This is a genomic window from Prosthecochloris marina, assembly GCF_003182595.1.
GTDB classification, from domain to species: Bacteria; Bacteroidota; Chlorobiia; order Chlorobiales; family Chlorobiaceae; genus Prosthecochloris; species Prosthecochloris marina.
Genome location: NZ_PDNZ01000004.1, coordinates 277,602 through 303,950 on the forward strand (window position 1 = coordinate 277,602; position 26,349 = coordinate 303,950).

At 47.0% G+C, this 26,349-nt stretch carries 24 protein-coding genes and 1 tRNA gene; 6 read left to right on the plus strand and 19 right to left on the minus strand.

The annotated features are described in order from the left end of the window. Positions 1–12 precede the first annotated feature (12 nt). The 4 genes from CR164_RS07400 to CR164_RS07415 form a co-directional block, all read right to left on the minus strand. Positions 13–1,038 (minus strand): SphA family protein, encoded by a 1,026-nt coding sequence (locus CR164_RS07400; RefSeq protein ID WP_110023285.1) that lies wholly within the window; start codon positions 1,036–1,038, stop codon positions 13–15. A gap of 102 nt (positions 1,039–1,140) precedes the next feature. Further along, positions 1,141–1,983: a hypothetical protein gene (locus tag CR164_RS07405; protein ID WP_110023286.1), complete on the minus strand. Its 843-nt coding sequence runs from the start codon at positions 1,981–1,983 to the stop codon at positions 1,141–1,143. Positions 1,984–2,006: 23 nt separating this feature from the next. Continuing rightward, positions 2,007–3,473, minus strand: a complete 1,467-nt coding sequence (locus CR164_RS07410; RefSeq protein WP_204901798.1) for an arylsulfatase B — start codon at positions 3,471–3,473, stop codon at positions 2,007–2,009. A 66-nt stretch (positions 3,474–3,539) separates the two neighbouring features. Beyond that, positions 3,540–5,018, minus strand: coding sequence for a hypothetical protein (locus CR164_RS07415; protein ID WP_110023288.1), 1,479 nt, complete (start codon positions 5,016–5,018; stop codon positions 3,540–3,542). An 825-nt stretch (positions 5,019–5,843) separates the two neighbouring features. On the opposite strand from CR164_RS07415, the gene CR164_RS07420 reads away from it, so the two are divergent. Beyond that, positions 5,844–7,220 (plus strand): GNAT family N-acetyltransferase, encoded by a 1,377-nt coding sequence (locus CR164_RS07420; RefSeq protein WP_110023289.1) that lies wholly within the window; start codon positions 5,844–5,846, stop codon positions 7,218–7,220. Further along, positions 7,220–9,064, plus strand: a complete 1,845-nt coding sequence (locus tag CR164_RS07425; protein WP_110023290.1) for an ATP-binding protein — start codon at positions 7,220–7,222, stop codon at positions 9,062–9,064. The genes CR164_RS07420 and CR164_RS07425 overlap by 1 nt, the downstream gene beginning before the upstream one ends. Before the next feature lie 293 nt (positions 9,065–9,357). Here CR164_RS07425 and CR164_RS13295 read toward each other — a convergent pair whose 3' ends face one another. From CR164_RS13295 to CR164_RS07460, 7 genes are all read right to left on the minus strand, one after another. Beyond that, positions 9,358–9,864: a linear amide C-N hydrolase gene (locus tag CR164_RS13295; RefSeq protein ID WP_204901800.1), complete on the minus strand. Its 507-nt coding sequence runs from the start codon at positions 9,862–9,864 to the stop codon at positions 9,358–9,360. A 17-nt stretch (positions 9,865–9,881) separates the two neighbouring features. Further along, the gene (locus CR164_RS13300; protein ID WP_204901799.1) at positions 9,882–10,466 is read right to left on the minus strand and encodes a linear amide C-N hydrolase; all 585 of its coding nucleotides are present in this window, start codon (positions 10,464–10,466) and stop codon (positions 9,882–9,884) included. Between the two features lie 225 nt (positions 10,467–10,691). Continuing rightward, complete coding sequence (locus CR164_RS07440) at positions 10,692–11,423, minus strand: SDR family NAD(P)-dependent oxidoreductase (protein WP_110023292.1); 732 nt, start codon at positions 11,421–11,423, stop codon at positions 10,692–10,694. Continuing rightward, positions 11,420–12,196 carry a phosphorylase family protein gene (locus tag CR164_RS07445; protein ID WP_110023293.1) on the minus strand — a complete coding sequence of 259 codons (777 nt, stop codon included), beginning with the start codon at positions 12,194–12,196 and terminating at the stop codon, positions 11,420–11,422. The genes CR164_RS07440 and CR164_RS07445 overlap by 4 nt, the downstream gene beginning before the upstream one ends. Before the next feature lie 5 nt (positions 12,197–12,201). Further along, positions 12,202–13,197, minus strand: coding sequence for a glycosyltransferase family 2 protein (locus CR164_RS07450; protein ID WP_161953502.1), 996 nt, complete (start codon positions 13,195–13,197; stop codon positions 12,202–12,204). Then, a complete protein-coding gene (locus CR164_RS07455; protein ID WP_110023295.1) occupies positions 13,194–14,204 on the minus strand; it encodes a radical SAM protein in 1,011 nt (336 codons plus the stop codon). The genes CR164_RS07450 and CR164_RS07455 overlap by 4 nt, the downstream gene beginning before the upstream one ends. Further along, entirely contained in the window at positions 14,197–16,125 is a 1,929-nt protein-coding gene (locus tag CR164_RS07460; protein ID WP_161953503.1) for an acetate--CoA ligase family protein, read from the minus strand. The genes CR164_RS07455 and CR164_RS07460 overlap by 8 nt, the downstream gene beginning before the upstream one ends. Positions 16,126–16,705: 580 nt before the next feature. On the opposite strand from CR164_RS07460, the gene CR164_RS07465 reads away from it, so the two are divergent. The 3 genes from CR164_RS07465 (at position 16,706) to CR164_RS07475 (ending at position 19,033) form a co-directional block, all read left to right on the plus strand. After that, positions 16,706–17,053, plus strand: coding sequence for a helix-turn-helix domain-containing protein (locus tag CR164_RS07465; RefSeq protein ID WP_110023297.1), 348 nt, complete (start codon positions 16,706–16,708; stop codon positions 17,051–17,053). A 3-nt stretch (positions 17,054–17,056) separates the two neighbouring features. Continuing rightward, positions 17,057–18,361, plus strand: coding sequence for a type II toxin-antitoxin system HipA family toxin (locus CR164_RS07470; protein WP_110023298.1), 1,305 nt, complete (start codon positions 17,057–17,059; stop codon positions 18,359–18,361). A gap of 357 nt (positions 18,362–18,718) precedes the next feature. Continuing rightward, on the plus strand, positions 18,719–19,033 hold the full coding sequence (locus tag CR164_RS07475; protein ID WP_110023299.1) for a DUF4282 domain-containing protein: 315 nt from the start codon (positions 18,719–18,721) through the stop codon (positions 19,031–19,033). 662 nt (positions 19,034–19,695) lie between these two features. Here CR164_RS07475 and CR164_RS07480 read toward each other — a convergent pair. Then, the gene (locus CR164_RS07480) at positions 19,696–20,535 is read right to left on the minus strand and encodes an IS3 family transposase (RefSeq protein WP_239994491.1); all 840 of its coding nucleotides are present in this window, start codon (positions 20,533–20,535) and stop codon (positions 19,696–19,698) included. Positions 20,536–20,558: 23 nt separating this feature from the next. Then, positions 20,559–20,843, minus strand: a complete 285-nt coding sequence (locus CR164_RS07485) for a transposase (RefSeq protein ID WP_110023301.1) — start codon at positions 20,841–20,843, stop codon at positions 20,559–20,561. A 226-nt stretch (positions 20,844–21,069) separates the two neighbouring features. Here CR164_RS07485 and CR164_RS07490 point away from each other — a divergent pair, with 226 nt between their 5' ends. Continuing rightward, positions 21,070–21,420 carry an avidin-fold protein gene (locus CR164_RS07490; RefSeq protein ID WP_110023302.1) on the plus strand — a complete coding sequence of 117 codons (351 nt, stop codon included), beginning with the start codon at positions 21,070–21,072 and terminating at the stop codon, positions 21,418–21,420. A gap of 1,060 nt (positions 21,421–22,480) precedes the next feature. On the opposite strand, the gene CR164_RS07500 is transcribed toward CR164_RS07490, so the two are convergent. From CR164_RS07500 to CR164_RS07525, 6 genes are all read right to left on the minus strand, one after another. Continuing rightward, a complete protein-coding gene (locus CR164_RS07500) occupies positions 22,481–23,398 on the minus strand; it encodes a nucleotidyl transferase AbiEii/AbiGii toxin family protein (protein ID WP_110023304.1) in 918 nt (305 codons plus the stop codon). Beyond that, positions 23,395–24,006: a type IV toxin-antitoxin system AbiEi family antitoxin domain-containing protein gene (locus CR164_RS07505; RefSeq protein ID WP_110023305.1), complete on the minus strand. Its 612-nt coding sequence runs from the start codon at positions 24,004–24,006 to the stop codon at positions 23,395–23,397. Before CR164_RS07505 ends, CR164_RS07500 begins: the two co-directional genes overlap by 4 nt. Positions 24,007–24,267: 261 nt before the next feature. Beyond that, positions 24,268–25,101, minus strand: coding sequence for a DUF4405 domain-containing protein (locus CR164_RS07510; protein ID WP_110023306.1), 834 nt, complete (start codon positions 25,099–25,101; stop codon positions 24,268–24,270). 13 nt (positions 25,102–25,114) lie between these two features. After that, positions 25,115–25,534: a c-type cytochrome gene (locus CR164_RS07515; protein WP_110023359.1), complete on the minus strand. Its 420-nt coding sequence runs from the start codon at positions 25,532–25,534 to the stop codon at positions 25,115–25,117. 102 nt (positions 25,535–25,636) lie between these two features. Further along, a complete protein-coding gene (locus tag CR164_RS07520; RefSeq protein WP_110023307.1) occupies positions 25,637–25,837 on the minus strand; it encodes a hypothetical protein in 201 nt (66 codons plus the stop codon). Between the two features lie 425 nt (positions 25,838–26,262). Beyond that, a tRNA-Val gene (locus tag CR164_RS07525) sits at positions 26,263–26,336 on the minus strand. Positions 26,337–26,349: the final 13 nt, after the last annotated feature.

A 26,349-nucleotide genomic window follows, 5' to 3' on the forward strand; every position in this document is an offset into this window, starting at 1 on the left:
GATAAAAACAGATCAAAACTTGAATGCTATTGCACACATCGCGATATCTGTCTCGAAGCGATTCGTTGCATCCAAATCATGCAGCCATTTCGCAATAACAGTGATATCCTTTTCACCCACTGTAAACGTGTACTTGACAGCAGGCCCAAGCCCAAAGGCTTCTCCCTTAAAACCGCCGAGGGAATCCTTACCAAGCGATACCAGCAAGGCATTTGCCTGATCGAGGAGCGGACCTTCATCATCGGTTAGCTGCTTGTAATAATATCCATCCACTCCAATCGCAAATTTCGAGGAGAAATGCTGTGCCAAATGAAAGTCTACATGAAATTCACTGCCGGACTGGTAATCGGTATCCTCATTTTCCGAATTCACCATATATCCGGTAGTCAGTGAAACCTCGTGACCTCGTTTGGGGTGCATCCAGGTAAACGCAAAAAAAGGATTGAGAGTCCAGTAATTACGGCCAAGATTGAGAATTCGATCGGCATCGTACGATCCGGTAGGTGCATATAAAGAAAGTCCGGCGTTATAATTGAAATTCCCCTCTTTCCAGTTTAAAATCCCTGTCACACTCATATCGGCCAATCCGGATCTATTGGCCTTTCGCTCGGAAGGAAAAAGTTTTGCGACCTCCCCTGAAAGATCAGCATCGATCACAAGCGGAATGCTTAAAACAGCCCCGAACCTCCCGCCAAGAACACGTGAATCCGATAGATACGACAGCTTTGCCGTATTTAGCCAGACCTGTTGTTCAGCTTCCAGAAACACCGTGTTACCAAGTGTCGTAGGGCCGATTTTACCGTCAAGATATATCAGTTCATTCCGCAAATACCAACCTTTCGGCCCTATCATAGCCATGGCAAAATCACCTCGCGTGCCAGGAGTGTAATGACTTCCACCCCCTTCTCCTGCCCACGATGTTAGAGGCAGTGTCGATAAAGCGGCAAAAAGAAACACCGCACAAAGCTTCATAATGGAAACACTCATAGTATGCCGCAAAAGACGCACACGAGTACAGAGCGGAAATATGCTTTTCATTTTTTCACTTCTTTAAACCTTTAAATTTTTCCTTGTTTTTATAGTACACACAATCTCCACCAACAGCCCAACCTCTTCATGAAGAAAAGATGTTTGCCTTCGCTACATAGGAAGCAGGAATTTTACAGTGCCATTGACAGTCCACTCAGATCCGGAATAATTATCCTGGAAATTGTATTCCCCTCCCGCGCTTAACGTCACAGGAAGTTGGTCGAGTTTGACCAATTTACTGACCTTTATTCCGAGAGGAAGATTGGACCAGTCGCCCTTTTCCCAATCATAGGTAAAATTCATTTCCGAAAAACCAAGGGACCATTTGTTAGGCAGAGAAATGTTGACTATCGGCTGTAAAATCGATACCCTGACATCTTCCCTGTCACCGTCACCGTCACCGTCACCGGCAAAGGAAAAAACGTTTTGATTGAATACCCCCCATAAAAATCCAGGGTTGCGGGCGACAAACCCCATTGCCGGACCCGCCCCGAGTTTTCCACTGCCAAGCCTTTCATCGCCCGCGATTGGAATCGAACCGACTATACCGGCTCCCCACCTCCCCCAGGACTGATCAAAGGTTACCAAGTCGAAAACCACCATATCACCGACCCCTGTTTTTCCAGATGGACTATCGGTAATGAGGGGAAAGGTCACCCTGGTAATATGTTTAAGCTTGCCGGTCTTGAACGGCAAGCTCATACGGAGCTGAACGGTATTACCACGTCCGTTGTCGAGATTGTGGTAATCTCCACTGTACAGGTTCGACAAAGAAACACTCAACAGGGACGCTGTAGGATCATTAGCGGCCTGCTCCAGCGCCTGCGGCTCATCGGCAGCCGCAGGCAAACAAAAAAGAGGTAAGAAACCAATCACATACGCAAGAGCCCGCAGAGCGACGATAAAACGTCTCGAACCTTGCTTACAGTCCATTATCCCCCCTTTGTCATCCATTATATTTAACCCTTTGAAACCGGTTACTTCTGCTGAGGCAACACCGGCTTTTCTCCAGGCTGCCCGCTATCTTCATCACCATCATACTCCAGACTCGATGTCTTGTAATCCTGTTTGATGAAAGGCATGTACTCTGTAAAATACAGCGCTGCCGTAGCGTCTTTCGCATAATCATTCAGGCGGACGGCCAGTTTTTGTGCAATATCCGGATGCTGTCGTGCAAGATTGTTTTGTTCGCCCGGATCAGCTTCCAGATCGTACAGTTCTACACTGGTTGGCAATGACGCCCTGCTAATCAGCTTCCACTTGCCCTGCCGCACAGCGCCACGATGAAGCTCCGCGTTAATCAAGATATCTTCGTGAGGACTCGCACCTCCCTCGACGATGACCGGCCAGACGTTTTTACCGTCAACCGGTTTTTCACCATCGCTTTCACCGCCAACCAGATTTAACAGAGTCGGCCGCCAATCCACAATATGAACCACCTCGTCGGTAACGGCCGGTTTGACCTTCCCGGGCCAGTTGACGAAAGCAACACTTCTTACCCCGCCTTCATACAAACTGGCTTTGGAGCCGCGAAAAGGACCGTTGTCGGCCGGAGCAGGCTTGTCACCGGTTACTTGTTTCATCGTACCGGAATATCCGGACCCGGCGATACCACCGTTATCCGACATGAACAAAACCAGCGTATTCTCACGCAGCCCTTTCTTCTCGAGGGCCTCCATTACCCGTTCCACCGAGTCATCCAGGGCTGCAGCCATGGCCGCATAGGCTCTGCGGATCGGGTCTTTGATATCCTTGTAACGGTCGAGATACTCCTGGGGCGCCTGGTAAGGAGAATGAACGGCCAACTGGGCCATATAGAGGAAAAACGGCTCGTCACCCGACTGCTCCTCGATAATGCGAACTGCATCCCTGGTAATCAACTCGGTAAAATATTCCTTTTCATCGAGGTACTCACCATTTCTCTGCCAATCGGAAACACCGCTTGTTTCCTTGGTATAATAATCGACATTCCCGATGGTTGTTCCGTAGAAATAATCGAAACCCCGATTCTGAGGCCAAAAAGCCTCATCCGAATGGCCAAGATGCCATTTACCGACTGCATAGGTACGATAACCCAGCTGCTTGAGATCTTGCGCAATAGTACGCTCATCGGTCGGCAAGCCATAGTGCTGCCCAGGGGTAATGACGAACGACTGCAAACCATAGCGCATCGGGTATCTGCCGGTCAGAAAAGCAGCACGAGAAGGAGTACACATCGGCTGGCTGTAAAAAGACTCGAGCCTTGTCCCCTCTGTAGCCAAGCGGTCGATGTTCGGCGTTTTGATATCTTTCGCACCATGATACCCTACATCGCCCCATCCCAGATCATCGGCAATGATAATAACAATATTCGGTTTGCTTTGCGCGGCAAAAGCTGCCGGTGCGGCCAGCAGCAACAATAACAGCGCAACCGCTACACGACTGAAATGTTTTTTCATCGTCATCTTGTTTAACTCGTTTAAGGAATAGTTGTTACAATAGCCAAAGCCACTTATAACTACAGGTACACACTATTTGTTTCCTCCAGGGCCAAACTCCTTGTCGAATGCTGCAGCATCGGGGAAATATCTGGCCTTTGGCAAATACTCTCCCATCACTTCCGCTTCGGTTCCCGGTTCACAAACGAACTGAGAAGCTTGTTTAAAGCCTTCACTGGGAATCATGTGGCGAATGGCAATGGTCGTGAAGCCGTCACGTCCCGCCATATCTCCACGGCGCCCCCAATCGACCCATGCATGGCCGTTCTCCTGGGTCGCGTATTCAGGCCTGTCCTCAGGCTTCGAGACAATCACGCTGAAAGTACCATCCTCGCGTATGGGAATCATTTCATCGTTTACCCCCGAAGCAATCTGGCCGGTAACAAGATCGTTACCTGTGGTAATACTCCAGTAACGAAGATCTGTATCGGACTCATCCCACACCTCATTGTTCCAGTATGTACGAGGGGTTCTGGGCGCCTTTCCCGTAATCTGCAAAACCTTGCCAAAACTGTTATGGGCAAAAGCAACCATGTAACCGTTGTCTTTGTTGGCGGGGACATCAACCTCACCGCCACATTTTGAAGCCGGTTTCATTTTTTCACGCTCTTCGGGCGGCAGAAATTGCCCGAACACCGAATACTTGAAATCGAAGATCTTTTCAAAAACAGGCGGATTTTTTGCCGGTGCAGTCCAGGGATCGTTACAGAACTCTCCCTCTTTTGCCTCCGAGCAGGGATATTTCTTCCAAATGGCTTCCCAAGCCTTAATCGCTGTTGCCGAGTTGTTCAATCGCTGAGCCAGCATAAATGTCTGCTCTTTCGGATCACGGTCACACTCGAAAGGCTCCTCCGTTCCGTCAGCCCGGATGACTTTAACCGGTAAGGGAAGTTGTGCTCCACCTGTAGAATCGAGCTTATCATCATACTTTTGGTCTGGCAGGTAGGTACGATAACGCAGTTCAACATGACTTTGCAGATCTCCCTCAGGCACCCCTGCGTACAAAGTATTCGGTTTTTTTAACGATGGATCATCTGGCTCCTGTTCATTGACAATGTAAATGGTGTACCAGCGTTTATCTGCCGGAGTATCCCGGCTGGCTCCCTGACGGAAAGGATTGATCGACCCTTCATCAGGCGCGATTTCGAAATCCCGCAATGAAGACGTCGAAAATGACGATCCATACGATTGGATCGAGTTATACCTTGCGTGGCTGAATTGCCCTTTTAAGACAAGCGTTTCACCGGGCTTCAATAAAAACCGGGACATCCAGTACGATGCCGTACGATCCACGATATTGACATTCATGGGGCCGGCATAGCCCATTTCATGATAATTCCGGCCACCATAGTTTATCGGTTCTCCCCAGAAACAGGTAACATTGTCAACCGCAACGGCATATTCATCGACAAGAGGCTGTAGCTTTGGTTTTTCCTTTGCATTCGAACAGGATACACCAAACAAAAGGACAGATGAAGCAAGAAAGACAAGCGACTTGTTACGATTTTTCATTACTTTCTCCTTTTTATTTCAGTAATTTCACAAAAAAAACACTTCGCGATTTATTTAAAATCGCGAAACAATGAAGTTGACCTTTTCTCCCTGTTCCTGAAGGTAAAAGGTGTTGCCGATAGAAGCATCAGATAAAGGGGGATTTACGGGCAGTTTCCTCAATTTCAAAACTTAAATGGGACACAACCGTTGTGTGCACATTATCAACCATCGTCAATTCTCACTGAAAAAACATTGTTTCTATTATAGCTATTAAAGCATATAGTTACAATCAAAATCATAAATCCCTCAACGTCAGATTGAGGCCCCCTTATGGTACTATGACGATCAAAAACCTTGCTGCAATGAGCACGGCAAACGTCTCTCGAATCTCTTTGATGAAAGCCTAAAAAAACACTGCCTGACCGGAGAGCTTGTACTAAAACTATGAGGCTGGCCGCACAACACCATTTTCATCTCACTTCAGTACATACCCCGGCCGACTCTTTCGATTCAACCTCGGAGACATCCAATTATTTGGCCAGTCTACTCGATCAACGATGAGCGTCTTTATGAAACAGCTATAGCAGCATCTCTAAAAAGAGGTATATATCTTATATGTATATGAATACGTAATACGTACAAAAGAAACTCGATTTTTTTATTTTCTGAGCCTTGTTCAAAACTTTCAAAAATCTCAAACTCCATGGGCAGAGTGTCGTAACCATGAATAAAACCGTTCTCTACCTTTTAATTGAGAAGTACTGCCCAGATTAGATAACCTTGTGTAAACCCATATTAAACCTCTTGCAAGCACATATTACTTTCAAATAAAGAAGAACTGCCGTGATCAAACAGCCTGCATATGATACCCTTTATGGCGGCAATCCTCCGCATGGAATTAGTCAGCAACCTCTAATTATCAATGTGTGTCTCTCCGGCAACCTTGCGAACAGAAAGATTAATCCGCATGTCCCTGGGAGTATTCAGGAAATTACTGATAATGCCGCGGCAGTTATAGAAGCGGGAGCAAGCATTCTTCATGTACATGCCTATGATGCTGCAGACGAGCCGACATGGCGACCCGAAATCTTCGGTCGCATTTTTGAAAATATTCGAGCAGATCATCCGGATGCTGTACTGGTAGCAACGACGAGCGGCCGAATACATACGGAAATCGAGAAGCGTTCCGCCGTCCTGGAGCTGGATGGAAAAGCCAAACCTGACATGGCTTCGTTGACGCTGACTTCGCTGAACTTTCCTAAACAGGCATCCGTCAATGATCCTGAAACTGTTCAGGAGCTTTGTCTACGTATGAGATATCGCAACATCCTGCCTGAACTCGAGGCTTTTGATCTCGGGATGTTGAATTATGCCTTTTATTTGCAGCGCAAGGGATTGCTTCCCCAACGCTGCTATATCAATCTGCTGCTTGGCTCTTTAGGAACAGTGCCTGGCCGTGTATTGGACCTGGCAAACCTCGTTCGGGAGATTCCAGAGGGATGGACCTGGGCGGCAGCGGGAATAGGCCGTTATCAGCTGCCGATAAACACAGCCGCAATCACCATGGGAGGAAATGTGCGAGTCGGCCTCGAAGACAATCCCTTCTATAACTTCTCCGAACGCGAACCGGCAAGAAACGAAACGTTGGTCAAACGTATCGTGCGGATTTCCCGAGAACTCGGACGCACAATCGCGACACCGCAGGAGACGCGCGAACAATTACAGCTGGGCAATCGCAATAACTGGGAAGCCACGCAGGCCAAAATCCGCAAAATGAAACCGGAGGATATGGATGGGGTTATGGCAATACTTTCAAAATGGAACATGGCACCGGTTCAGGCAAGCCCTGATATTCCGGCACCCGAACGTGACCGAATCGATATTGACAACACTTTCGTTGCAGAGCTCCAGGGACAGCTTGTCGGGGTCTCTAGCTACATACTGCTTGACAAAACACATGCAGAAACAGCCAGCCTCGCGGTAGAGCCTGATTTTCTGGGTTGCGGAATCGGGTCTCAGCTACAGGAAACCCGACTGGCCGAGCTGCGGAACCGAGGCATCCATCATGTGCGTACGGAATCGGATCGACCTGACGTCATTCATTGGTATGTACATAAATTCGGTTATACAATTACCGGAACAAATCCGAAGAAGCACTCTTTCGGGGATCCCAACAGGGATCATTGGACCGTTTTAGAATTCGACCTGAATTCCAGATAATGCAAAGTACAATCACCACTCACCAGCAAGGTTACAGGTATGGACTGCGTCAGCCTGGCAATATCCTGACATTTTTCACTCGCTCTATTTCAAACAATGTTGATTTGGAGACAATAGACGACTGGTTGGCAACAAAACTGGAAGTAACAATAGAGCCTCGACCAGGTTATGTTTACAAAGTCAATGATGCAGAAGCTGAAAAGGTCGGAGCCCTTATGTGGAGAGTTCTCCTCCTCGGCCGTTATTTACAGCAAATTGCCGGTATTCCTGTTTTTGACCCAGGGCTTATTCTTGACGTCAGGAAAGATGACAAAGACCCTTCACAATGGCAGTCAAGAATTGTTGTTCCCATGCTGGATGGCATTCCTTTCAAGGGCATCGACCACACCTACAGTTCAGCTTTGAAGCTGATAATGCTGCTACAAAAACAAGGGCACCCATCGGGAGCTCCAATAACCATCTATAACGTCATTCAAAAAAAAATCCTGCCACCGTTGCGTTCAATGATAACCGCGGGTATTTCAACAATCCCTATTCTTCGGACAGCATATCGATGCCGGATTCCCTTTCGTCATATCGGGTCCGGGATATACCAGCTTGGCTGGGGCAGTAAAAGCCGTTTGATGGATAGAAGTTCAGTTGACTCGGACTCCGTTATCGGTGTAAAATTAACAACAAATAAGATTCTTGCGGCAAGTCTTTTGCGTGCAGCGGGATTGCCCGCCCCTGAACACATTCCGGTAAACAGCAGAGAACAAGCTGTTTTAGCGGCAGATAAGCTTGGTTGGCCGCTTGTTGTCAAACCGGCAGATAAAGAACGGGGAGAAGGTGTCACCGTCTCCATTACGAACAAGGAAAAACTGAGTGCTGCATATAAGAACGCAGCATCTTTTTCCAAGCAGATCCTTGTAGAACGTGAAGTGCCCGGTATATGCTACAGACTGCTCATTGCAAACAGCAAAATGCTTTACGCGATACGCAGAGGCCCTCGCTCAGTCGAAGGGGACGGAAAGCACACCGTTTCCGAGCTGGTTGATTCTGCGAACCGCAGGAACAAAGCAAAACCATCCTGGCTTCAGGAAAAACACTGTCCGCTAGACAAGCAAGCTCTGGAAGCCATGTCACTGGCAGGATTCTCTCCGGATTCAGTACCTGACAAAGGGGTACGAGTGCCCTTGCGTAAGATTGAGTCAACGGCCTGGGGTGGATATATTGAGGATGTTGGTGAACATGTACATCCCGACAACCGGGAAATTGCCGAAAGAGCTGCCCGGCTTTTCGAATTATGCAATGCCGGTGTCGACATCATCTCCAGTGATATAACCCAGCCGTGGCACGACAATGGAGCGATAATCAATGAAGTCAATTATGCCCCTTATTTTGGCGGGAATGATATTGCAAGGTCCTTAATCCCGGTTTACCTTGAGAAATTGATGAACGGCGATGGACGTATTCCGGTTGAAATCGTGGTTGGTTCGGATAAGGCTGTCGAAGAGGGAAGGTCCCGGCAAGAGTCGTTTATCCGGAGAAATGTTGACTGTTACCTGACGAGTCACAACCTTACGGTAACTCCTTCCGGAGAACACTTGACGTTCCCGTTCGAAAGTCTTTTCAACAGGGCTACGGCACTATTGAAAAACAAGAGTGCTGAAGCCTTGGTTCTGGTCGTTCAAACCGATGAATTCCTGAAAACAGGCTTACCCATCGATCATTTTGATCGGCTGATCCATATCGATAATGACATCATCAACTGGAATGATTCCAACAGGAAGATCAATTCTAACGTGCGACAAGAATTGCTTAAACTGCTACAATTTTTTGCTCAAAAAATCAACAAAAGCTAAGCAAACCGGGTAACCGTGAGAAATATCCTGCACAATTTGAAAAGTCGATTTTTAAAGAAATCGGAATCGGGAACATGGTTCATAAAGGCAAACAACCTCCTCAAAAACACAAAAAGCGCGAATTCACCACACGCTCTTGAATTGACACAACATTACATTTTCCATCATAGTCGATCAACCATTCGAAGAGAGGTACATATCGAAGATCAAGAGCAGTATTCCTGTCACAGATGTTTTTTTTGAACCTTATGCGGAAAAACTGACCGCTGCCCCCCTTATTCTTCATCCTTCGGCTACTTCACTGAAATCTCCCGAACCATGTGTTCCCTGCCGGTATCAACATCGATGACCTGCTGTTTGACGCTTTCGAAATCTATCTTTGTAAGATCGAGCATTCGTACCTGGCGATTATTCATCGTATGGTAATAATACCTTTTATTGCCGAGATCCGATACAGAGGTAATCTGGGTGGCACTCTCGATATCCTTCGGAATCTGCTCTCGAGGTACAACCGCTCCCAACGGGATGTTGAAACTATCCAGAATCCGGAAAGACTCGAATACGGCATCGGTCGCATTCGACAGGGGACGAACAGAAGTCGTGAGTGCAGCCGCCCGAATGAAGCGCGAGGGTGGCGTGAAGTCCCCCGGCATACCGACCATTCCCGATCCTGCTCCCAATGGCCCGAGCTGGAAGTTCTCGATGCTCAAGGGTTCGCTGGGTTTTGGTGTTAACTTGATGTAGTTTCGCAGGTTGGTAAGATGCCAGTCATAGGTCGGAGAATTCGTTATAATACCCAGAAAAGAGTCGTATACCTTTAACTGCCCCCATCGACGAACTCGATAACGATGCTCTCCCCGCCAGGATCAGCGACCTTCCAGTGGAACGGCAGCGCCGCACCTCCGAATCGTGGATCATCGACGTTCACGACAGCGACCGTACTGAGGTTCCTGCGCACCTCACCAACCGTCTGAAACGATGACAGCATCCATTGCATGAAGTCCCCGACGCTCATTGCGTTGGCCGCTTGTTTCGGATCATATTTCATGTAGCTTGCATAACCCGGCAGGTAGTACATACCGACATACAGCCCCTTCTCATTCATCCCGTCAGGCCCGTAAGATTGACCGTATGCCGTCATGGAGACAAAGCCGAAACGACTTTTCCAGCGTTTGCCGTTCGGTCCGTCTGGTGTTGATGCGGTGAATGTCTTGTTACGAGGAAAGACAGCAATCTTGTTGTGCTGGGCGTCGCTCGGCGCCCACTCCACGGTCCGGGCAACCACAACGGATCCATCCTTGCTTTTCAGAGAAATGCCGGTGCACGCATTGGTATGATCGTGAAAACCAAACAGGAGGCAGAACCCAACGATCGCAGATATCCAGAAATTTCTGTGTTGCATGGTTTCTTCTTTGATAGTTGCGGACTCATGAAAAACGGAGTTTGTTTCAAGCAAGCACATTATACTTCTAAAATACAACACACAAGCAACAAAAACACAGGAACAGAGAACATCTTATAGAGAAATCCGCAAAAACAAATACTCATCGCCACACAGTAATCCCGCACGTACTTTCGAAAACACGAAGAAAAGCGGCGGATAGCCACCATATTGCCCTTCAAGCAGTCAAGCCGAATCTCCACCATCGACTACCAACACCTGCCCTGTGATCCATGACGCTGAACCGGAAGTCAAAAAAAACACCGCTTCGGCAATATCTTCCGGTTTACCCAATCTCTGCAAAGGCAATGTTTCACAGATTCTTTTACGCTCCCTCACCGGGTCCTCACAACGGCTAAGATACTCTTCGAACATTTCCGTTTCCACAGCACCCGGGCAGACGCAGTTAACACGGATCGCAGGTCCGTGATCCCGGGCCATCGCACGGGTCAGTGAAATGATCGCCCCTTTTGTAGTTGCATAGGCAGCATTCCTGTTCGCACCCGAGAGAGCGAGAATCGAGCTGATATTGATAATCGATCCGCATTGCATATGCATCATCACCGCTTTCGTCAATCGGTAGATAGCCGTTAGATTCGTATCGAGCAACCGTTGCCAGAGCGCTTCAGAGGTGTCGGTTAAACTCGATGGTGACGGGTTGATTCCGGCATTGTTGACAAGTACATCGACATTGCCATCATCCAAAAATCCATCCAATGTGGTTTTGATCTGCGAGATGTCGGTCAGGTCACAGCATATACCCGTTACATTAAGAATATCATCACCGATGGAAGCAATATCCGGTTTGCGATCCAATCCAAAAACCCTGGCTCCAGCTCCTGCGAATTTGCGCACTGCAGCGAGGCCGATGCCGGATGCCGCACCCGTAATAATCACTTTCTTACCTTGCATCATCATTGTTCCACGTATCCGCGTACGGCATTGGTGAGATGCCGCACCACATTGTAATATACCTTCGTTGAAGGTGCAATGTCCCAGCTACCGTCAGTCCTGACCAGATCACTGATAAACACCAGTCCTGCAAGATTTTTTCCACGGCACTCAGCCACCGTGCAGAGTGCCGACAATTCCATTTCTATAGCAAGAACCTGCTGTTCAAGCAGCTCATTAATAAACATCTCTGTTTCCCGGTACAGCGCGTCGGTCGTTGCAACAGTACCTTGCCGGAACAACAGCCCAAGATCCTGAAGAGTGATTTTCAGGCGCTCTACGGACCCGGCCGCAGGCAAGGAATGTCCTGAACGTCCATAGTGCGGAGATGTCCCTTCGAATATCATGGCACGCGTAGCGAGAAGCAATTCTCCAAGCTGCATATCAGGGAGAAGTTTTGCCGTCGGATGCCCTGCCGGTCCGATCACAAGGAACTCCTCACAACCCAGAGCAATGAGTTCTTCCAATTGCACAGCAGCCATGGGCGCACCATGCATGCCGCGAGCCATAGCAAAAGAACGACCATCCTCAGGCGTAAAGAAATACAGCTGCATCGGGTTGGTTACCCCCAGTGTCAACGTGCGATGAGAATGAAGAGCTTTCATTTGACCAATGACATCAGGTACATAGCTGATAACACAATGGCGAGGAATAACAGGTAGTTCGAGGCTTTTTTCTCGAGAAAGGAGAAAGTCAATATAACGCTGTGCGGTAGTGATACTGGAATCTGGAACTGACATGCCATTCAAACGTTTGGGATATTAAAGCGCTCTTCGCAACAAAACTGTTCCCGGAGAATACCTGGAATCTTTGCTTCCAAGTCGGCCAGAAAGATTTTACGTTGCCGGGTTGGACTTTTCAACTGAGCCAGACGAAGCAAGTACAAAGCCGTATCGACAGGCGGATTAGAACGCTTCAGGAGCGCCAAAGCTAACTGGTCAAGCGCTTTTGCCTGACTTTTTGGCTCCTTTGCCTGAGGAAACCAGGATTCAAGTGGGAGCGCGGAAAAGAAGGTATAAGCCTGCTTATCGTTGAGCAGTCGCTTTGCTGCACGGTTTTTCGGGTCCGTTATCTGATTGCTGTGTTTACGATAAATCGCAACCTGCTGTGCAACATGCGCGATTTCATATTTACGTACCAGCCTGGACCAGAGTTCACGATCTTCGAGACCGTCAAAACTGCTGTCAAACCCACCGATATCTTGAATAACGCTACGTTCCGCGAGAGAAGCAGAAGGCGCGACGGGATTGCCACCCGGTACCATAAACTGTAGATACAAACCGGGTCTTGGCTTCGGAGGCTGAACCCGCGTTGGCTGAAAACGATCTTCTGCCTGGAAGTACTTGATGAAGTTTGCGTAGACGAGCTTAACCGGTTCAGCTGCAGATTGTAAAGCATGTACTAAAATCTCAAGACCTTGGGGAAGATAGCGATCATCCGAGTCCAGCAACGCCAGATATTTCCCTCGTGCACGGGAGATACCATGATTGCGCGCAGCGCTGATACCACCATGAGACTCATAATAATAGCGGATGCGTGCATCACGTTTACAGTATATCTCTGAAATCCGGCGGCTGTCATCGTTATCAGATCCATCATCGATAATAAGAAGTTCCCAGTTGTGAAATGTTTGTGCAAGAACGCTCTCGATGGTCTCAGCGAGATAATCAGCCCGGTTATAGACGGGCGTGATAATCGAAACCACTGGTTTCTTTGTACCTTCGCTTCTATCGATGGTCATGGTTGAAGCTCCGCAAACGGGTTTGCAGTGGGGTGCCACATTTGGCCGTAACGGTCCGGACATCCGGCGCAGAGAGGTTCGCAATCCGCCTGTACACGGGCACGGAAATGATGGTAAGCAGGACTGCTCCAGATCTTCTCGAAGTCCGTTTCGAACAAGTTGCCGAAATGTAGTACATCAGGATCCGGCTGCAAGCAGCAGGGCGAGACAAAACCGTCCCAGGTGACGTTGCAGCCATGCAATGGCCATCGGCAACGCCACGAGTAGTCAGGAATATCCATTGCAGGCGGCAGAAAACGAATACCAAGCCTTGATGCAAGGGCATGTGCTGATTGTGTCGCCTCTCTGTAGTATCCATAACCATTATCACCGGGACTTTCCTCGTCAAGATAGCCAGCCGGAAGAAAGCTTCCGTTGAGATTCTGCAGGTAAACTTCATCCAGACCAAGCTCCGCAGCAAGCCTGATTATCGAGCTTAGACTCTCAATAGCAGGCTGCACCGTAACCAGCGCAAACGCAAGACTGATATCCTCGTAGCCGCCGTTGTAACGCAGCTCAGCAAGTTCAGTAATGTTTGCAAGAACTTTTTTTATGGATAAACCGGGGCGGAGGCGACTGAAATCTGTTGCCTCAAGCGTGTCTACGGATAGGTTGATACGATTTATCCCCGAATCGAGCAGTGCCATAGCCTTTTTCATGCTCAACAAAGAGGCATTGGTAGTTGTGCCGACACGTGCCCCACACAAACGACTACAACGGATCATCGCTGGCAGATCCTTGTTCAGTAAAGGTTCACCGACACCCTGCAAATGGATGTGAGACACTTCCGGCAGGCGGTCAAGAACCTCTCGAAACCGCTCCAGACGCATATCTCCTTCCGGTCTGGCCCAGTGTGTCCGCCGGCAATAACCACACGTGAAATTGCAACGATTGGTCGGCTCTATCTGAACCCGTCGCAATACCGGTCGCCCATTGACATATACCTGTACAGATTCACGCTCAATCATTGTTTTCTTCGCTTAGAACCTGGATGGAAGCTTCGATCATTGAATCGAGGGATTCGAAAACGCGTACCTTGTCCCGAGCGAACAACTGTCGGCTGTATGACTGGAGCGGATGGTTTCTCACGAACCATATCTCACAATCATGCTGGCTGCTCAACAGTTCCATTTGCTTGGGCGTCTTCTCCCATTCATCCGGCCAACTGCCAAAGACTATCTTTTTAATAAATGGCAGCGCAAGCCCATCGGATTCAATCGCCTCGAGTTCGCCTGCAAGAAGCAACCCAGAAACAGATGGGTTGATAATGAGCATACGCGCTTCTGAAATAGAATCCTTACCTCCGTCACCGATGCGTTCCCTGCCAATGAATATGCCGTCCGTTGAAACACTTCCTAAACCTGACAGATCATGCCCACTGTTTTCCCGTATCCTCCGAATCACGTCTTCACGATCGGCCCCCAAAACCAACATCGACGGGATTCTGCCTTTTTTCGGGACATAGCTACTGAGCAATTGACCGTGAAGATGAGTAAGAATGGTTCCCATCTGCGGCTGGGCATTCACCTCGATAATGACGGCATCAGATTCCTGCCAGGACTTTTCGATATCATCCGTGATGAAATCGACCGCCGCTATATCCAGACGAAGCAGTGCTGCCGCCCGCTTGACCAAAGAGAGATAAGAAGGGTGAATATCATCTTTTTCAAGAATGATTACATCACCCCCGGTACTCACATTTGCAGCTTTTTTCAGGGCGACGAATCGCCCTTCCTGTGGAACAGAATCAAGGCGAAGCCCCTCCTGCTGTAACAACAAGCGTGCCTCTTCATCCACAGCAATCGGCTTCATGATCGAAAAACGACTGGAGGAACGTCTTGGATCGGTATTTGTCTTTTCAATAAGCTGTTCCACCGTTGCAACTCCGTTACCAGTAACCCCTGCAGGCTGTCGTTTCACGATAACGACACTTTCACCCCGAAATAGTGTGATACGAAATGCATGGCCTTTATGATGGCGCTCCAGCATGATATTCGTCGACAGCTTACCTGCCTGCTTGAATGCTGCGTAAACCTCGTTTTCGGTCCTCAAGTCGGCATATACCCCCTTACCCTGGTCAAGATCTGCCGGTTTTACCACTACAGGAAAGCCAATCCTGCCAGCCAAAGAGGCCGCTTCCGTCATATTTTTGACGCGTTTTCCCTCCGGCACAGGAATACCTGCGCTTGCCAATACCGAAGCGGTTAACAGCTTGCTTTTCGCATACTTCACAGCGATGAAGGGTGTTTCATCGGTAATGCTGCTGTTGAACCATCGCCCTCTGATTCCCCAACCATATTGAAATACACCTCCCGGTAAAGCGACAACAGGTATACCGAGAGTATCCGCTGCACGAATAAAACGGATATTGTTCGAACCACCGGGAGCGAGAGTTTTGAGCCTCTGAAAGAGCTGATCAAGCTTTTTGCCCTGCTTTGTTGACAGCTCCCTCTGTTCAGGCCCCATATTATTAAGCACCGACAGTAACCACTCGAGAACAAGTTTGGCAGCAAGCGGAATAAGCGAAGGAAAAAACATGGTAATGATCAGCTCAGTTGAGCCGGCTACCTTTTCACCGTTCTGACTACCACTGATAATCTTTGTTGAATTCAGTACCGGTATCCCGGCAGATTCTTGCAGCCCACCAACAGCATCCCCTATCATCCCGGCTAATGCATTACAATCTCCACCCTGCCCATCATCGATCTCCGACAGATGCTCAGGGGGAACATAAGGCCCGAGCAGCTGAACAAGTTGCCGGTTTATTCCGGCAAACTTTTGGGAATTCGAAATTCGAAGCCTGGCTGAGAGCGACGGTTGAGTCAACCCATGCATATAACCAGCTATGACTTCAACAGAATCACATGCTATTAAAGGAAAATTGCTCATCGTCAAGGCTTGTAGGCATTGTTTTGTAAACAGATTTGATTTCCTGCCTGTCCTTCCCTGCAGATATGCCAACTCAATGGGCATACCGACTTACCCTGAAATGGTCTGACCTTAACCTCAACAGTACGGCTCTTTCGTTCCGCAGGAGATTATTATTAATTAAATATAAATAATCGTCGATGGTATATGTCATTTATATTTATAGGACATCAAAACTTACATCTGCGTTTATTGTTGGCTTTATGCTTGATCACACCACCTACCTTGCTTCTTTTCTCTTTCCATAACACCTGACATGCTTTCCCCTGATTTCATTCATTTTCGCAAATATCGGGTTACCTATAACCCTGTCAATAGAAACGCTACATGCAACAGAAGCAACTGTAACGTACCTTAGAACCATAGGAGGAATAACAAAATAACTGATGAAACATTTTGTAAATTAATGAACGACGTATAATTCACTAAACGCATTTAACACAGATAACGAATGATAAATCACTCAAAAAATTTGACATCCTGCCTGAGAAAAGGTATATTTGAATGGTAATTCATGCATTGATCTGCAAATAACGGCATTATGACTGATAAATCACTCTCAAATTGGGTAGCATTGAGTGACAAGATGCTTGTTGGGCAAATAGGGGCTTTTGTGCGACACCACCGCCTGGAACAGAACAAAACCCAGAATACACTTGCTCATGAGGCCGGTATCAGCCGATCGACGTTGAGCTTGCTGGAAAGGGGCGAAACTGTCACCCTCGCGACCTTAATCCAGGTACTCAGGGTACTGGACCAGCTGCAGGTAATGGATGCCTTTGTCGTGGAACAACGCATCAGCCCTTTGATGATGGCCAAAATACAGAAAGAAAAAAGACAACGGGCCAGAGGAAAACAGGGCGGCGATACAACAAAACATGATTGGTAAGCAATGGATGTAGCGGAAGTCAGGATATGGGGAGAGCTGGCCGGAGCTGTGGCATGGGACGTTGCCGCAGGACTGGCTACATTTGAATATGATCCCCGATTTTCAGCAAAGGGGTGGGATCTGGCCCCACTGCAAATGCCCATATCCGCTACGACAAAAACGTTTGTATTTCCTAAGCTGCGTAAAAAAGCCGAGCCTGAACTGGACAGCTTCAAAGGATTGCCAGGATTATTAGCAGACGTTCTGCCTGACCGGTACGGCAATGAGTTGATCAACCTGTGGTTGGCCCGGCAGGGTCGCCCACAGAACAGCATGAATCCGGTGGAGATGCTCTGCTTTATAGGTACCCGGGGAATGGGTGCCTTGGAGTTCGAACCACCTGTTTGGAAAGCGAGAAAAAGAACCTTTTCCGTTGAGATCGAAGCGTTGGTAGATGTTGCAAAAAACATGCTTTCCAAAAAAGAAGCTTTTGCTACCAACCTGGATGCGGATGCAAATAAGGCAGTATCGGAACTTCTTCGGATCGGAACTTCAGCCGGCGGCGCAAGGCCGAAGGCCGTGATTGCTTACAACGAAAAAACCGGAGAAGTACGATCCGGCCAGACAAATGCCCCCAAAGGGTTCGAACATTGGCTCTTAAAGCTGGACGGAGTAAGTGACGTGCAACTGGGAACCTCTCACGGATACGGCAGGGTCGAAATGGCATACTATAATATGGCCCTTGCCTGCGGTATAATCATGATGCCATCCCGATTGCTGGAAGAAAACGAAAGAGCACACTTTATGACCAAGCGCTTCGACCGGGAAGGCGGATCAACGAAGCATCACATTCAGACATTCAGTGCATTAAAGCATTTCGACTACAACTCGGTCATGAGTTTCAGCTATGAACAACTTTTTCAAACCATGCGCGAACTGAAACTACCATATCCCGATGCAGAGCAGATGTTCAGGAGAATGGTGTTCAATGTGGCTGCCCGAAACTGCGATGACCACACCAAAAACTTTTCGTTCCGGTTGAAGCAAAACGCCAGATGGGAACTGGCACCAGCTTATGATGTTTGCCATGCCTATCAGCCCAATCACCGTTGGGTCAGTCAGCATGCTTTGAGCATCAACGGAAAACGGACGAACATCACGAAAAAAGACCTTTTAACCATCGCAAAATCCATAAATGTCAAAACAGCTGTAGAAATCATTGACGAAATCGATGCAGCGGTAGCACAATGGAAAAAATATGCCGATGAGGTAGCGGTTCCGCACAGCTTACGGGACCAGATCGCCAAAACCCTTATTCATGTGAGATAATGCTTTCAGGGTTCCCCTACCGATCATCACAATTCTTACGATCAGATTTTCGGTTTACGGATAGACGGTTCAAAAGCCATGAATATTGCCTGTTCCCCCCCCCTTCTTCATACCCTTCATAGTTCTCTGCAACATCAAAATATTTAACAGCGTTAACCTCAACAAAAAAAAGAACAGTGAAATATCACAGTATAATTTGCTCATCACAAAATTAACATGTAACTTTTTAAAACAATAAGCCACTCCATCTTTTAAGGTTAAGGTAAAATTCCCGAATGCCGACCGCCTGCATGAGAGGCTTTATGGTTCCACACACCGTAATCATCAGCCGCATCAACCCTTTATAAAAGGCTTATCATGAATGCTCATGGATTTTTTTCAAAGCTGTTTGACTTCACCTTCAAAGAGTTTATTACCCTACAGATTGTCAAGTACTTGTATATCATCGGTCTGGTCTTTGCAGGCATATCAGCTTTGGGTTTTGCCGGTGCAGGAATCTCGGATCTCCGATATGATGTTATAGCAGGGCTTGTCAAGATATTACTGTCTCCTTTTGCATTTGCTCTCACGGCAATACTTATCCGCCTTGTGCTCGAAGCACTGGTTGCGACATTTCGTATAGCCGAGAACACGACAAAAATTGTTGAAAACCAGGAGAATAAAGGGCTCTGATAGAAAATTGTTCAATAAAGCTTTGCCTCAGGAAAGTCCGGCACAGAAGATGATATCTGTCTTGACGGATTGCGGTTGACCCGGCCTCCAAAACCAGGGCCATTCTTTATAATGACAAGAACTTAACCCCCTCGCCACAAAACATTACTCACCGATGCTTGTATTCGCCACCTTTTGTTACCGGTTCAATAGAAATTGATGCCGGTTCAAACCAACTCCATGGCATTACTATTGTATCAACCCCTGAAACCCTCTCCCCTCTTCATGGTTCAACAGGCATCGCTTGATTGAAGCACCTTGTCTTTGTGCTGAACATCCAGAACCCGGACAATCTCCTGATTAGTAACCACCCGAATCACAAAAATCATTCTGTCACCTGAAACGAGCCCCGATCAACCACCATGGAGGGAAAACGGAATATTGCTTCATGAGATCGACATTTCGTGGCACTCCTGCGCAAGAAGCATATTATCCTTATAGAAAGGCCCTATGAGATGATAGCCCCACTCAAGCATCTCGAAACAAATTCGTTTCAAAGTGGTTTCATACAGTCTTCTTACGAGATCGAGTATGCCTAACAAGGAATTGCAGTCACACAGAAAAAAGGGAGGAGTGAGTTACTCCCCATTATTAGGACAGTTTTTTCGATAAACTAAGTTTGTTTAGGCTGCCTCCGAAGCCTGTTGTTTTTTATCATGGTAGACACTTTGAGGTACTTCTCCGTTTAATGATCGGTGCCGACGCTCTGTATTGTATTCATAGAACCAGTGGTTCAAGCCCTGATACAACTCCAGACCATCAGATGGCGGATTGAGATACAGGTATTCATGCTTGAGACTGCGCCAGAGCCGCTCGATGAAAACGTTATCAATAGCTCGACCTTTGCCATCCATGGAAAGCTTCGCCCCAACTTTGTCGATTACCGTTCTGGTGAATACCTCACTGGTGAACTGACTACCCTGATCGGTATTGAGTATTTCCGGCTTTCCGTGCACTCGGACAGCTTCACGGAAGACATCGGCGCACCAGGCAGCATCCATCGTGTTCGAGACCGACCAGTTGAGCACATACCTGCTTTTCAGATCAATAATGGCCATCAGGTACAGGAAGCCGTTCTTCATCGGCACATAGGTCAGATCGGTTGCCCAGACCTGATTACTGTTTGTGATCGGCAAGTTCTTGAGCAGATACGGATACACTCTATGCCCTGGTGCTGGTTTTGAGGTATTCGGCTTTGGCCCGATTGCTTCAAGTCCCATCAGCCGGTACAGGCGTCTGATACGCTTGATATTGACTTTGTAGCCTTTGTCCTTTACCAGCCACTCCCATATACGGTAGATGCCGTAGTAGGGTTTGTTCAGGTACTGCTCATCAATCAGACGCATCAATACCTGGTTCAGCTTTGTTGTCTTTTTCGGTTGATAGTACAAGCCTGAGCGGTGGATTGACAGCAAGTGACACTGGCAGCTAATGCTGAGTGTTTGATGTTCTTTCTCAACCATGGTGCATCGTTCTTGAACGGTTTTCAGCTCAACAACTTTTTTTTGAGAAAATCGTTTTCGATCTGTAACTGACCGATTTTTTGATAGAGCTGCGTTGCATCCTCTTCGCTTTGCTGCTGTTCCGGCTTACCAGAACGCTCAAACACTTCGGCAGCACGGTCAAGAAACTCACGTTTCCACTGTGCAATCTGGTTGGGGTGGATTTCATATTTCTGGGCAAGCTCGCTTGCAGTTAATCGCTCACTCAAGGCTTCAAGAACCACTTTGGTCTTGAACTCCGCACTGAATTTTCGTCTGCTTCGTTTCATAGTGACAGCAATTTACGGGTTTTCTTGCAACTATACTTGCTGTCCTATTTTTGGGGACTATTTCAATACGGCATACGTATAACTGATATAATAGACACGAAATCTTGCCTACAAACCAACATCCGATGCACTAATTCTGTAAGTGTGCACTATGTTATTCAGGGTAGTTTAGAATTTCTGTAATACAGTTAATAAATAATGTTATACGCTTAGGACAAAACAAAACATGAAATACAATCTTGACGGAAAAATTTTCCAATCAATCGAAAATACAGAAAATGGAGAAGTAAGCTCTGAAACCCTTTTTCACTATCATCAAGATGACAATATCATTTCTGCAGATTATTCTGGAGGAAGCATCATAAAAGGACACTTGTTGGGGAAAATGTCGGAAGATGGCACTCTGGAATTTACTTATCATCACATTAATCTTGAGGGGAATTTAATGCTTGGTAAGTGCACATCCGTTCCGACTTTATTACCAGATGGAAGATTAAAGTTATCAGAACAATGGCAATGGCTATCTGGGGACAAATCAATGGGAAAATCACAAATTATCGAAATTGACAGCGTATAACAAGGCTAATTCAGCCGACGCAAAAGATCGCGCAGCTGATTAGCAGCGTCAAGCACCCTATTTTAAAACTGCTGGTGTTTTATACTCAAGCCACTCAAACTTGCAAATCCTGCTCCTTGGCGAAGGCTCCCCCTTGGCTTTACTAAGAATATTCCATACTGAATGTGGATTCAGATTACAAACCACGGTTTTGGAGAGATACAGAAAGTTATGGCAGAGCCAATTCCTTACCCCTGTTGAGGTTTCAAACAGAAAACCGTTGTACTTCAAACGCCGGAACACCTCGACAAGTCGGTTTTGATTGCTAAGAAAGATGATTTTTCTGTCGATTGATCCTCCCTGAAGCAACCTTTTAAGGTCACTATAATCGCCAGCATCGAAGAATTTGCAGAGTTCTCGATAGAGTTCATCAAATTGATCTTGATCGAGAAGAATCCTGAGAACAGGGATGTTCTCCAACTCTTGATACGATCTTTTTGATCGTCCGTTCAACCGACCCCTTTGTTGTACAACATTTAGTAGTTCAGCGTATTCAGAATACCGGCTCTTTATCTTCCCGAGGAATGCTTTATCAGCCCTTCCGTAACGAGACCTGATTTCACCAAAAAGATAGTGTAACGCACGTGTGAGCGTTACAAAAACGCCCTGCAGGGTTTCATACCCTTCAGCCTGTTCATCGATGAATTCAGCGTTGTAGAGTTCCGAGGATCAGTATAGGTCAATCTCATTGCGTTGCCCTCCGGGGTAAGGGGCTAAATTTCCGCGTCGCATATACGTTGCAGAAATTGGCAAAAAATCGATCAATAACGATAAAAACCGGTTACCTGGGGTGTAGGTGAGAGTAGCCCTAAGCTGTTGATAATCAATGTTTAAAGGCTTTGTGGGTGATAGAGGAGTCGAACCTCTGACCTCTACCATGTATATTGGGACACACCAGAATAAGACAATATTTAATAATAATTTAGAGCACCGCCGCGATTTTTCGTGTAACAGTCGCGTAACAAAAATTTTACCAAAAACGATGAATAACAATCAACAACAAGCACGAACATTTCTCTGGCTATTCATGGCTTTTCTGCCATGAATCAGGTGCTATCCAAATATCCACAAACCTCTTTTTTACACCGATTGCCTCCACAACTGGAGCCAGAAATACCTGTAACTGCTGCACAACCTCGTCGAACATCTCAGGAACAGATTCATTCGGAAGCCGTTTCCTGAATGCCTTCCATTGCACTTGTTTTGCAGCAATGAAATCACTCGAAAAAGCAACCACAGGCAGAACAAGCTCTGTTCTGCGCTGTTCCAGCGTCTGCCTCATGGCGTCACAAAGACTCTTTCCTTGAAAATCATACTGCCTGGAAAGCATCCAGATATCGTAAAAGTCCTTCATTCTGCTGTTCAGGACACCATGTTTGATCATTGCCTCGAACTTTTCAGCTATTACACTTTCCCTGGTGTAACAATACAGCTCTGCTTCAGGAAAATCCAATAGAGAAGGTAATCTCTGTCTTGATGGATCGGGATAGACCCGGTCTCCAAAACCAAGATCAATCTGTATGATGATACGAGCTGCATCCAGCTCACCCCGAAACTTCACTCTCTGACCCTTATTTTCTGCACCTTCTGTTATCGGTTCAACGGAAATTGAGGCCGGGTCAAAATCAATGCCATCGTCACAATGCTCAGCGAGAATCTGCCTGATAACCCCCTGAATACTTTGTTCATCATTGCTGAGACGACCAAGCATATCTATGTCCATAGTCGGTCTTGCCAATGGCGTCTGCCATACCCTGAGCAGAAGAGCGCCTTTGAGAACAAACTGATCTGCGTAGGGAGAAACGGACAATCGATACAGAAACCGTTCCATGGCATAATATTGCATCAACTCCTGAAGCCCTCTCTTCTCTTCACGGGCTTTGTTCAACAGACGCCGCCTGACGGAAGCACCAATATTCCTGATTGGTTTTGCGGTCATAGCGTCGCTTCCAGGTAAGGCCTTATGACTGATGCTACTCGACACGTCTTTGCATGATCCATAAGGGCATTGAGGTCTTTCTGTTTTCTTTGCTGATAGAGTTTCAGCGATTCAAGTACTACATCCATACCGATGGTATTGCGAAATTTGAAACAATCCGCAAGGGTCTTTTCGGGACTGTAGATCCTCACCGGAACGCCATCAAGCATATGGGTTTCAATACCTGCAGAAAAGCATTCAAAGGAAAAGCGAAAAACAGTAACCGGCGGGAAATCAATTCTTGGTTGTTCGGCACCTTTTTCGAGTGCAATGGAAACTGCATGAGGAACCTGGGTGGTCATCTCATGAAATGAAAGGGCTGAAACAAGGCAGACTACACCTTTTGGCACTCTTATGGCAACTGTAACAAGATCAGGATGTTCAAGCGGCTTGCTGTCTCTGAGCTTATAAACACCTCGTGAAAGCTGCTCAAGTTCCCCACTATCTTTAAGCTGATAAAGGGTTCTGGGATGGATTCCCAGCCTTATCGCCTCCTGAGTACGGATTATCCCCCCCTGTTCCAGGATAATTCTTTTTGCCTTATCCGCAATTGTTGTTTTCTGAATCATACGAAAAAGGATATTTATACCATTCGATCCACACAAGTATAGTTATTATTATCCTTCCACACAAACCGACCAATACAGCTAATTTTTCCAATGGTAGGTGGTTCAGTTTGAAATGATCAAGTCCATCAAAACGGATCCTAAAATTCGATCATTTTTTTGAGGGATTGAAGAGGAGGGCAGAGCAGAGATATTTTCGATATCTCGGCAGGAATCGGGTATTCTGCGAATACAAATATTCAGACAGGAACAGAATAACGCAGCTTACCTGCTGATCATGGTTTCAAGCATCTTGCGCAATTCAACCATAGAAATCCTGTTATTATCAGCTATGGCCTTTAGCGTCATGCTCGGTTCCGCCTCGACACTTTTCTGGCGGAGAGCAAGTTGTAGCGAAACTGCTGCAATATCTGCTTCGTCTGCGACTTGCTGCAGGGTCTTTCTCCCCAGCCCTTCTGCAGGAAGTGTGTGTTTTCCGCTTTCAGCAGGAGCGATATGCTGATAGAGCTTTTCGGCAGTCGTGTTGTTTCTTACGGCAATTTCCGCAAGGGTTTCGTCAACCGATGTGACGCTGAAGCCTGCCTGTATGAGTTTTGTCCTCAGCAACTCCGCATCTCCTCCAAGACCCGGCTGACGGGCAAGCTCGACAAGCGTCATGGTTTCGGCATGAGGGACCGGTGGCTGTTTGTCCCGTTGTTCCCAGGAGTCTGAAACGCGGTTTCCGAAATCGATAATTGCCGAAAAAGGCTGGATGGCATAATAGGTTCCCACTCCGAACAAAAGGAAAAGGATGACGCTTGTGAACAGTTCTCTCGGGCTTTTCAGCCCCTCAGTCGTCTTTGCTTTCAGATAAGAAAGAAAAGCCTTCCAATTAATGAAAAAGAGATGAAATATTGAAAGAATGGCAAAGGCAAAACCAAAAACAGCATGCTGGTTTTGCCATCCCGTTTTCGTGAGTCCAAGCATTCGCCAGTCGGTCCAGTTCGCCACCCTGCCGGGTGGGGCAATATAGAGGATCACACCTGAAACAAGGAGCATAAAAAACGCTAGAACAAGCCCGAAACTGATGAATTTCCTCCAACTGAACGATTTTTTCACGTTAACCTCTCTATTACTGGTTTATTTGCTGCCTCATGCCGCCGCCGGCCCCCCTACCTCGTCTCATTGCAGGATCATACTGATCCCAGACCCATTCGGCTACAGCATTCAGTTCCTCATCGCTCAGCGGGATTGCAGGCATGAGCCCATAACGCGATATCGCCTGCACAGCGGCAGCTTTGTTGTGGTCAGGTTTTTTCAGAAATGCCGCCATATTGGCAACACCCTCCTCCTTTGTCGAGAATTTCAGATGATATAAATTGGCCAACCGCACGACCGGTGGTGCCGATTTCGGTGGAGGATTGACGGAATGGCAAACACTGCAGTTCTTGTTAAATACCTCTTCGCCATCAGGTGTTTGCGCTATTCCCTCTGATAGAGCAAGACCTGATACTACCGCCGTCAGGATACAAAAATATAGAACCTTTTTCATGATCGATCTCCCGCTTAATATTGTAACAGAATTGAAAAAATAGGAGTCAACGCAAATAAATGATCGCATAAAATAATTTAAGCATTTTTCAAGATGATTCTTTTACCACCTTTCCTGGAGCATCATTCTTTTCACTGCCTGAAGAATCACATAAACGGCCGATTTTCCGATTTTCATTTGTCGGGCTATCTCGGCAGCTCCGAAGCCTTGTTGTCGTTGAGCAAGCTTTTTTTCGATCAGTAGACCACCTACTGTTTCTCTGATTTTCTTTTCGACCGGGCACCACCCGTCTTTCCTTGTCATGCTGCATTCTACCCTACTGTATGCGACCCTGGTTTAACCTTGAAATACACGTGGCAAAAGTTGTTCAACATATTTCCCTTGATGTCGCCGTTACCGATCGGTTAATCCTATAAACTGAGATCGTGAGCTCGCCCTAACGCACAATTTCAGGAGAGCTTAGAGGTTTGAAATCAAATGCCTTATGCAAAGGAACCCACACCTTGATAATGTCAAGGTAACAGTTGTTTATGCAGCAATCGCACATAACTTTTATTAGTAATGACTTACTTGCAATTTATGAACGGGACAGCAGATTTTCGTGTAACAATGGTGTAACAAAAACAGCAAAAATAATACCTCAAAAAGCATTATTTACGTAGAATTGGAAGATTTTAACAGGCAAGAGAAAAGTCTGTAAGTCATTTACTTACAGACTTTTATGCGGGTGGGTGATAGAGGAGTCGAACCTCTGACCTCTACCATGTCAAGGTAGCGCTCTAACCAACTGAGCTAATCACCCGAAGGGCAAATAA

What these genes read in the sequence shown, in the direction of transcription:
- CR164_RS07470 (WP_110023298.1), top strand. Translation starts at nt 17,057, where the DNA reads ATGGATGTAGCGGAAGTCAGGATATGGGGAGAGCTGGCCGGAGCTGTG.
- CR164_RS07460 (WP_161953503.1), bottom strand. Translation starts at nt 16,125, where the DNA reads ATGAGCAATTTTCCTTTAATAGCATGTGATTCTGTTGAAGTCATAGCT.
- CR164_RS07425 (WP_110023290.1), top strand. Translation starts at nt 7,220, where the DNA reads ATGCAAAGTACAATCACCACTCACCAGCAAGGTTACAGGTATGGACTG.
- CR164_RS07410 (WP_204901798.1), bottom strand. Translation starts at nt 3,473, where the DNA reads ATGACGATGAAAAAACATTTCAGTCGTGTAGCGGTTGCGCTGTTATTG.
- CR164_RS07455 (WP_110023295.1), bottom strand. Translation starts at nt 14,204, where the DNA reads ATGATTGAGCGTGAATCTGTACAGGTATATGTCAATGGGCGACCGGTA.
- CR164_RS07415 (WP_110023288.1), bottom strand. Translation starts at nt 5,018, where the DNA reads ATGAAAAATCGTAACAAGTCGCTTGTCTTTCTTGCTTCATCTGTCCTT.
- CR164_RS07450 (WP_161953502.1), bottom strand. Translation starts at nt 13,197, where the DNA reads ATGACCATCGATAGAAGCGAAGGTACAAAGAAACCAGTGGTTTCGATT.
- CR164_RS07485 (WP_110023301.1), bottom strand. Translation starts at nt 20,843, where the DNA reads ATGAAACGAAGCAGACGAAAATTCAGTGCGGAGTTCAAGACCAAAGTG.
- CR164_RS07505 (WP_110023305.1), bottom strand. Translation starts at nt 24,006, where the DNA reads ATGATTCAGAAAACAACAATTGCGGATAAGGCAAAAAGAATTATCCTG.
- CR164_RS07440 (WP_110023292.1), bottom strand. Translation starts at nt 11,423, where the DNA reads ATGATGATGCAAGGTAAGAAAGTGATTATTACGGGTGCGGCATCCGGC.
- CR164_RS07445 (WP_110023293.1), bottom strand. Translation starts at nt 12,196, where the DNA reads ATGTCAGTTCCAGATTCCAGTATCACTACCGCACAGCGTTATATTGAC.
- CR164_RS07515 (WP_110023359.1), bottom strand. Translation starts at nt 25,534, where the DNA reads ATGAAAAAGGTTCTATATTTTTGTATCCTGACGGCGGTAGTATCAGGT.
- CR164_RS07520 (WP_110023307.1), bottom strand. Translation starts at nt 25,837, where the DNA reads ATGACAAGGAAAGACGGGTGGTGCCCGGTCGAAAAGAAAATCAGAGAA.
- CR164_RS07480 (WP_239994491.1), bottom strand. Translation starts at nt 20,535, where the DNA reads ATGGTTGAGAAAGAACATCAAACACTCAGCATTAGCTGCCAGTGTCAC.
- CR164_RS07400 (WP_110023285.1), bottom strand. Translation starts at nt 1,038, where the DNA reads ATGAAAAGCATATTTCCGCTCTGTACTCGTGTGCGTCTTTTGCGGCAT.
- CR164_RS07475 (WP_110023299.1), top strand. Translation starts at nt 18,719, where the DNA reads ATGAATGCTCATGGATTTTTTTCAAAGCTGTTTGACTTCACCTTCAAA.
- CR164_RS13300 (WP_204901799.1), bottom strand. Translation starts at nt 10,466, where the DNA reads ATGCAACACAGAAATTTCTGGATATCTGCGATCGTTGGGTTCTGCCTC.
- CR164_RS07405 (WP_110023286.1), bottom strand. Translation starts at nt 1,983, where the DNA reads ATGGATGACAAAGGGGGGATAATGGACTGTAAGCAAGGTTCGAGACGT.
- CR164_RS07490 (WP_110023302.1), top strand. Translation starts at nt 21,070, where the DNA reads ATGAAATACAATCTTGACGGAAAAATTTTCCAATCAATCGAAAATACA.
- CR164_RS07465 (WP_110023297.1), top strand. Translation starts at nt 16,706, where the DNA reads ATGACTGATAAATCACTCTCAAATTGGGTAGCATTGAGTGACAAGATG.
- CR164_RS07500 (WP_110023304.1), bottom strand. Translation starts at nt 23,398, where the DNA reads ATGACCGCAAAACCAATCAGGAATATTGGTGCTTCCGTCAGGCGGCGT.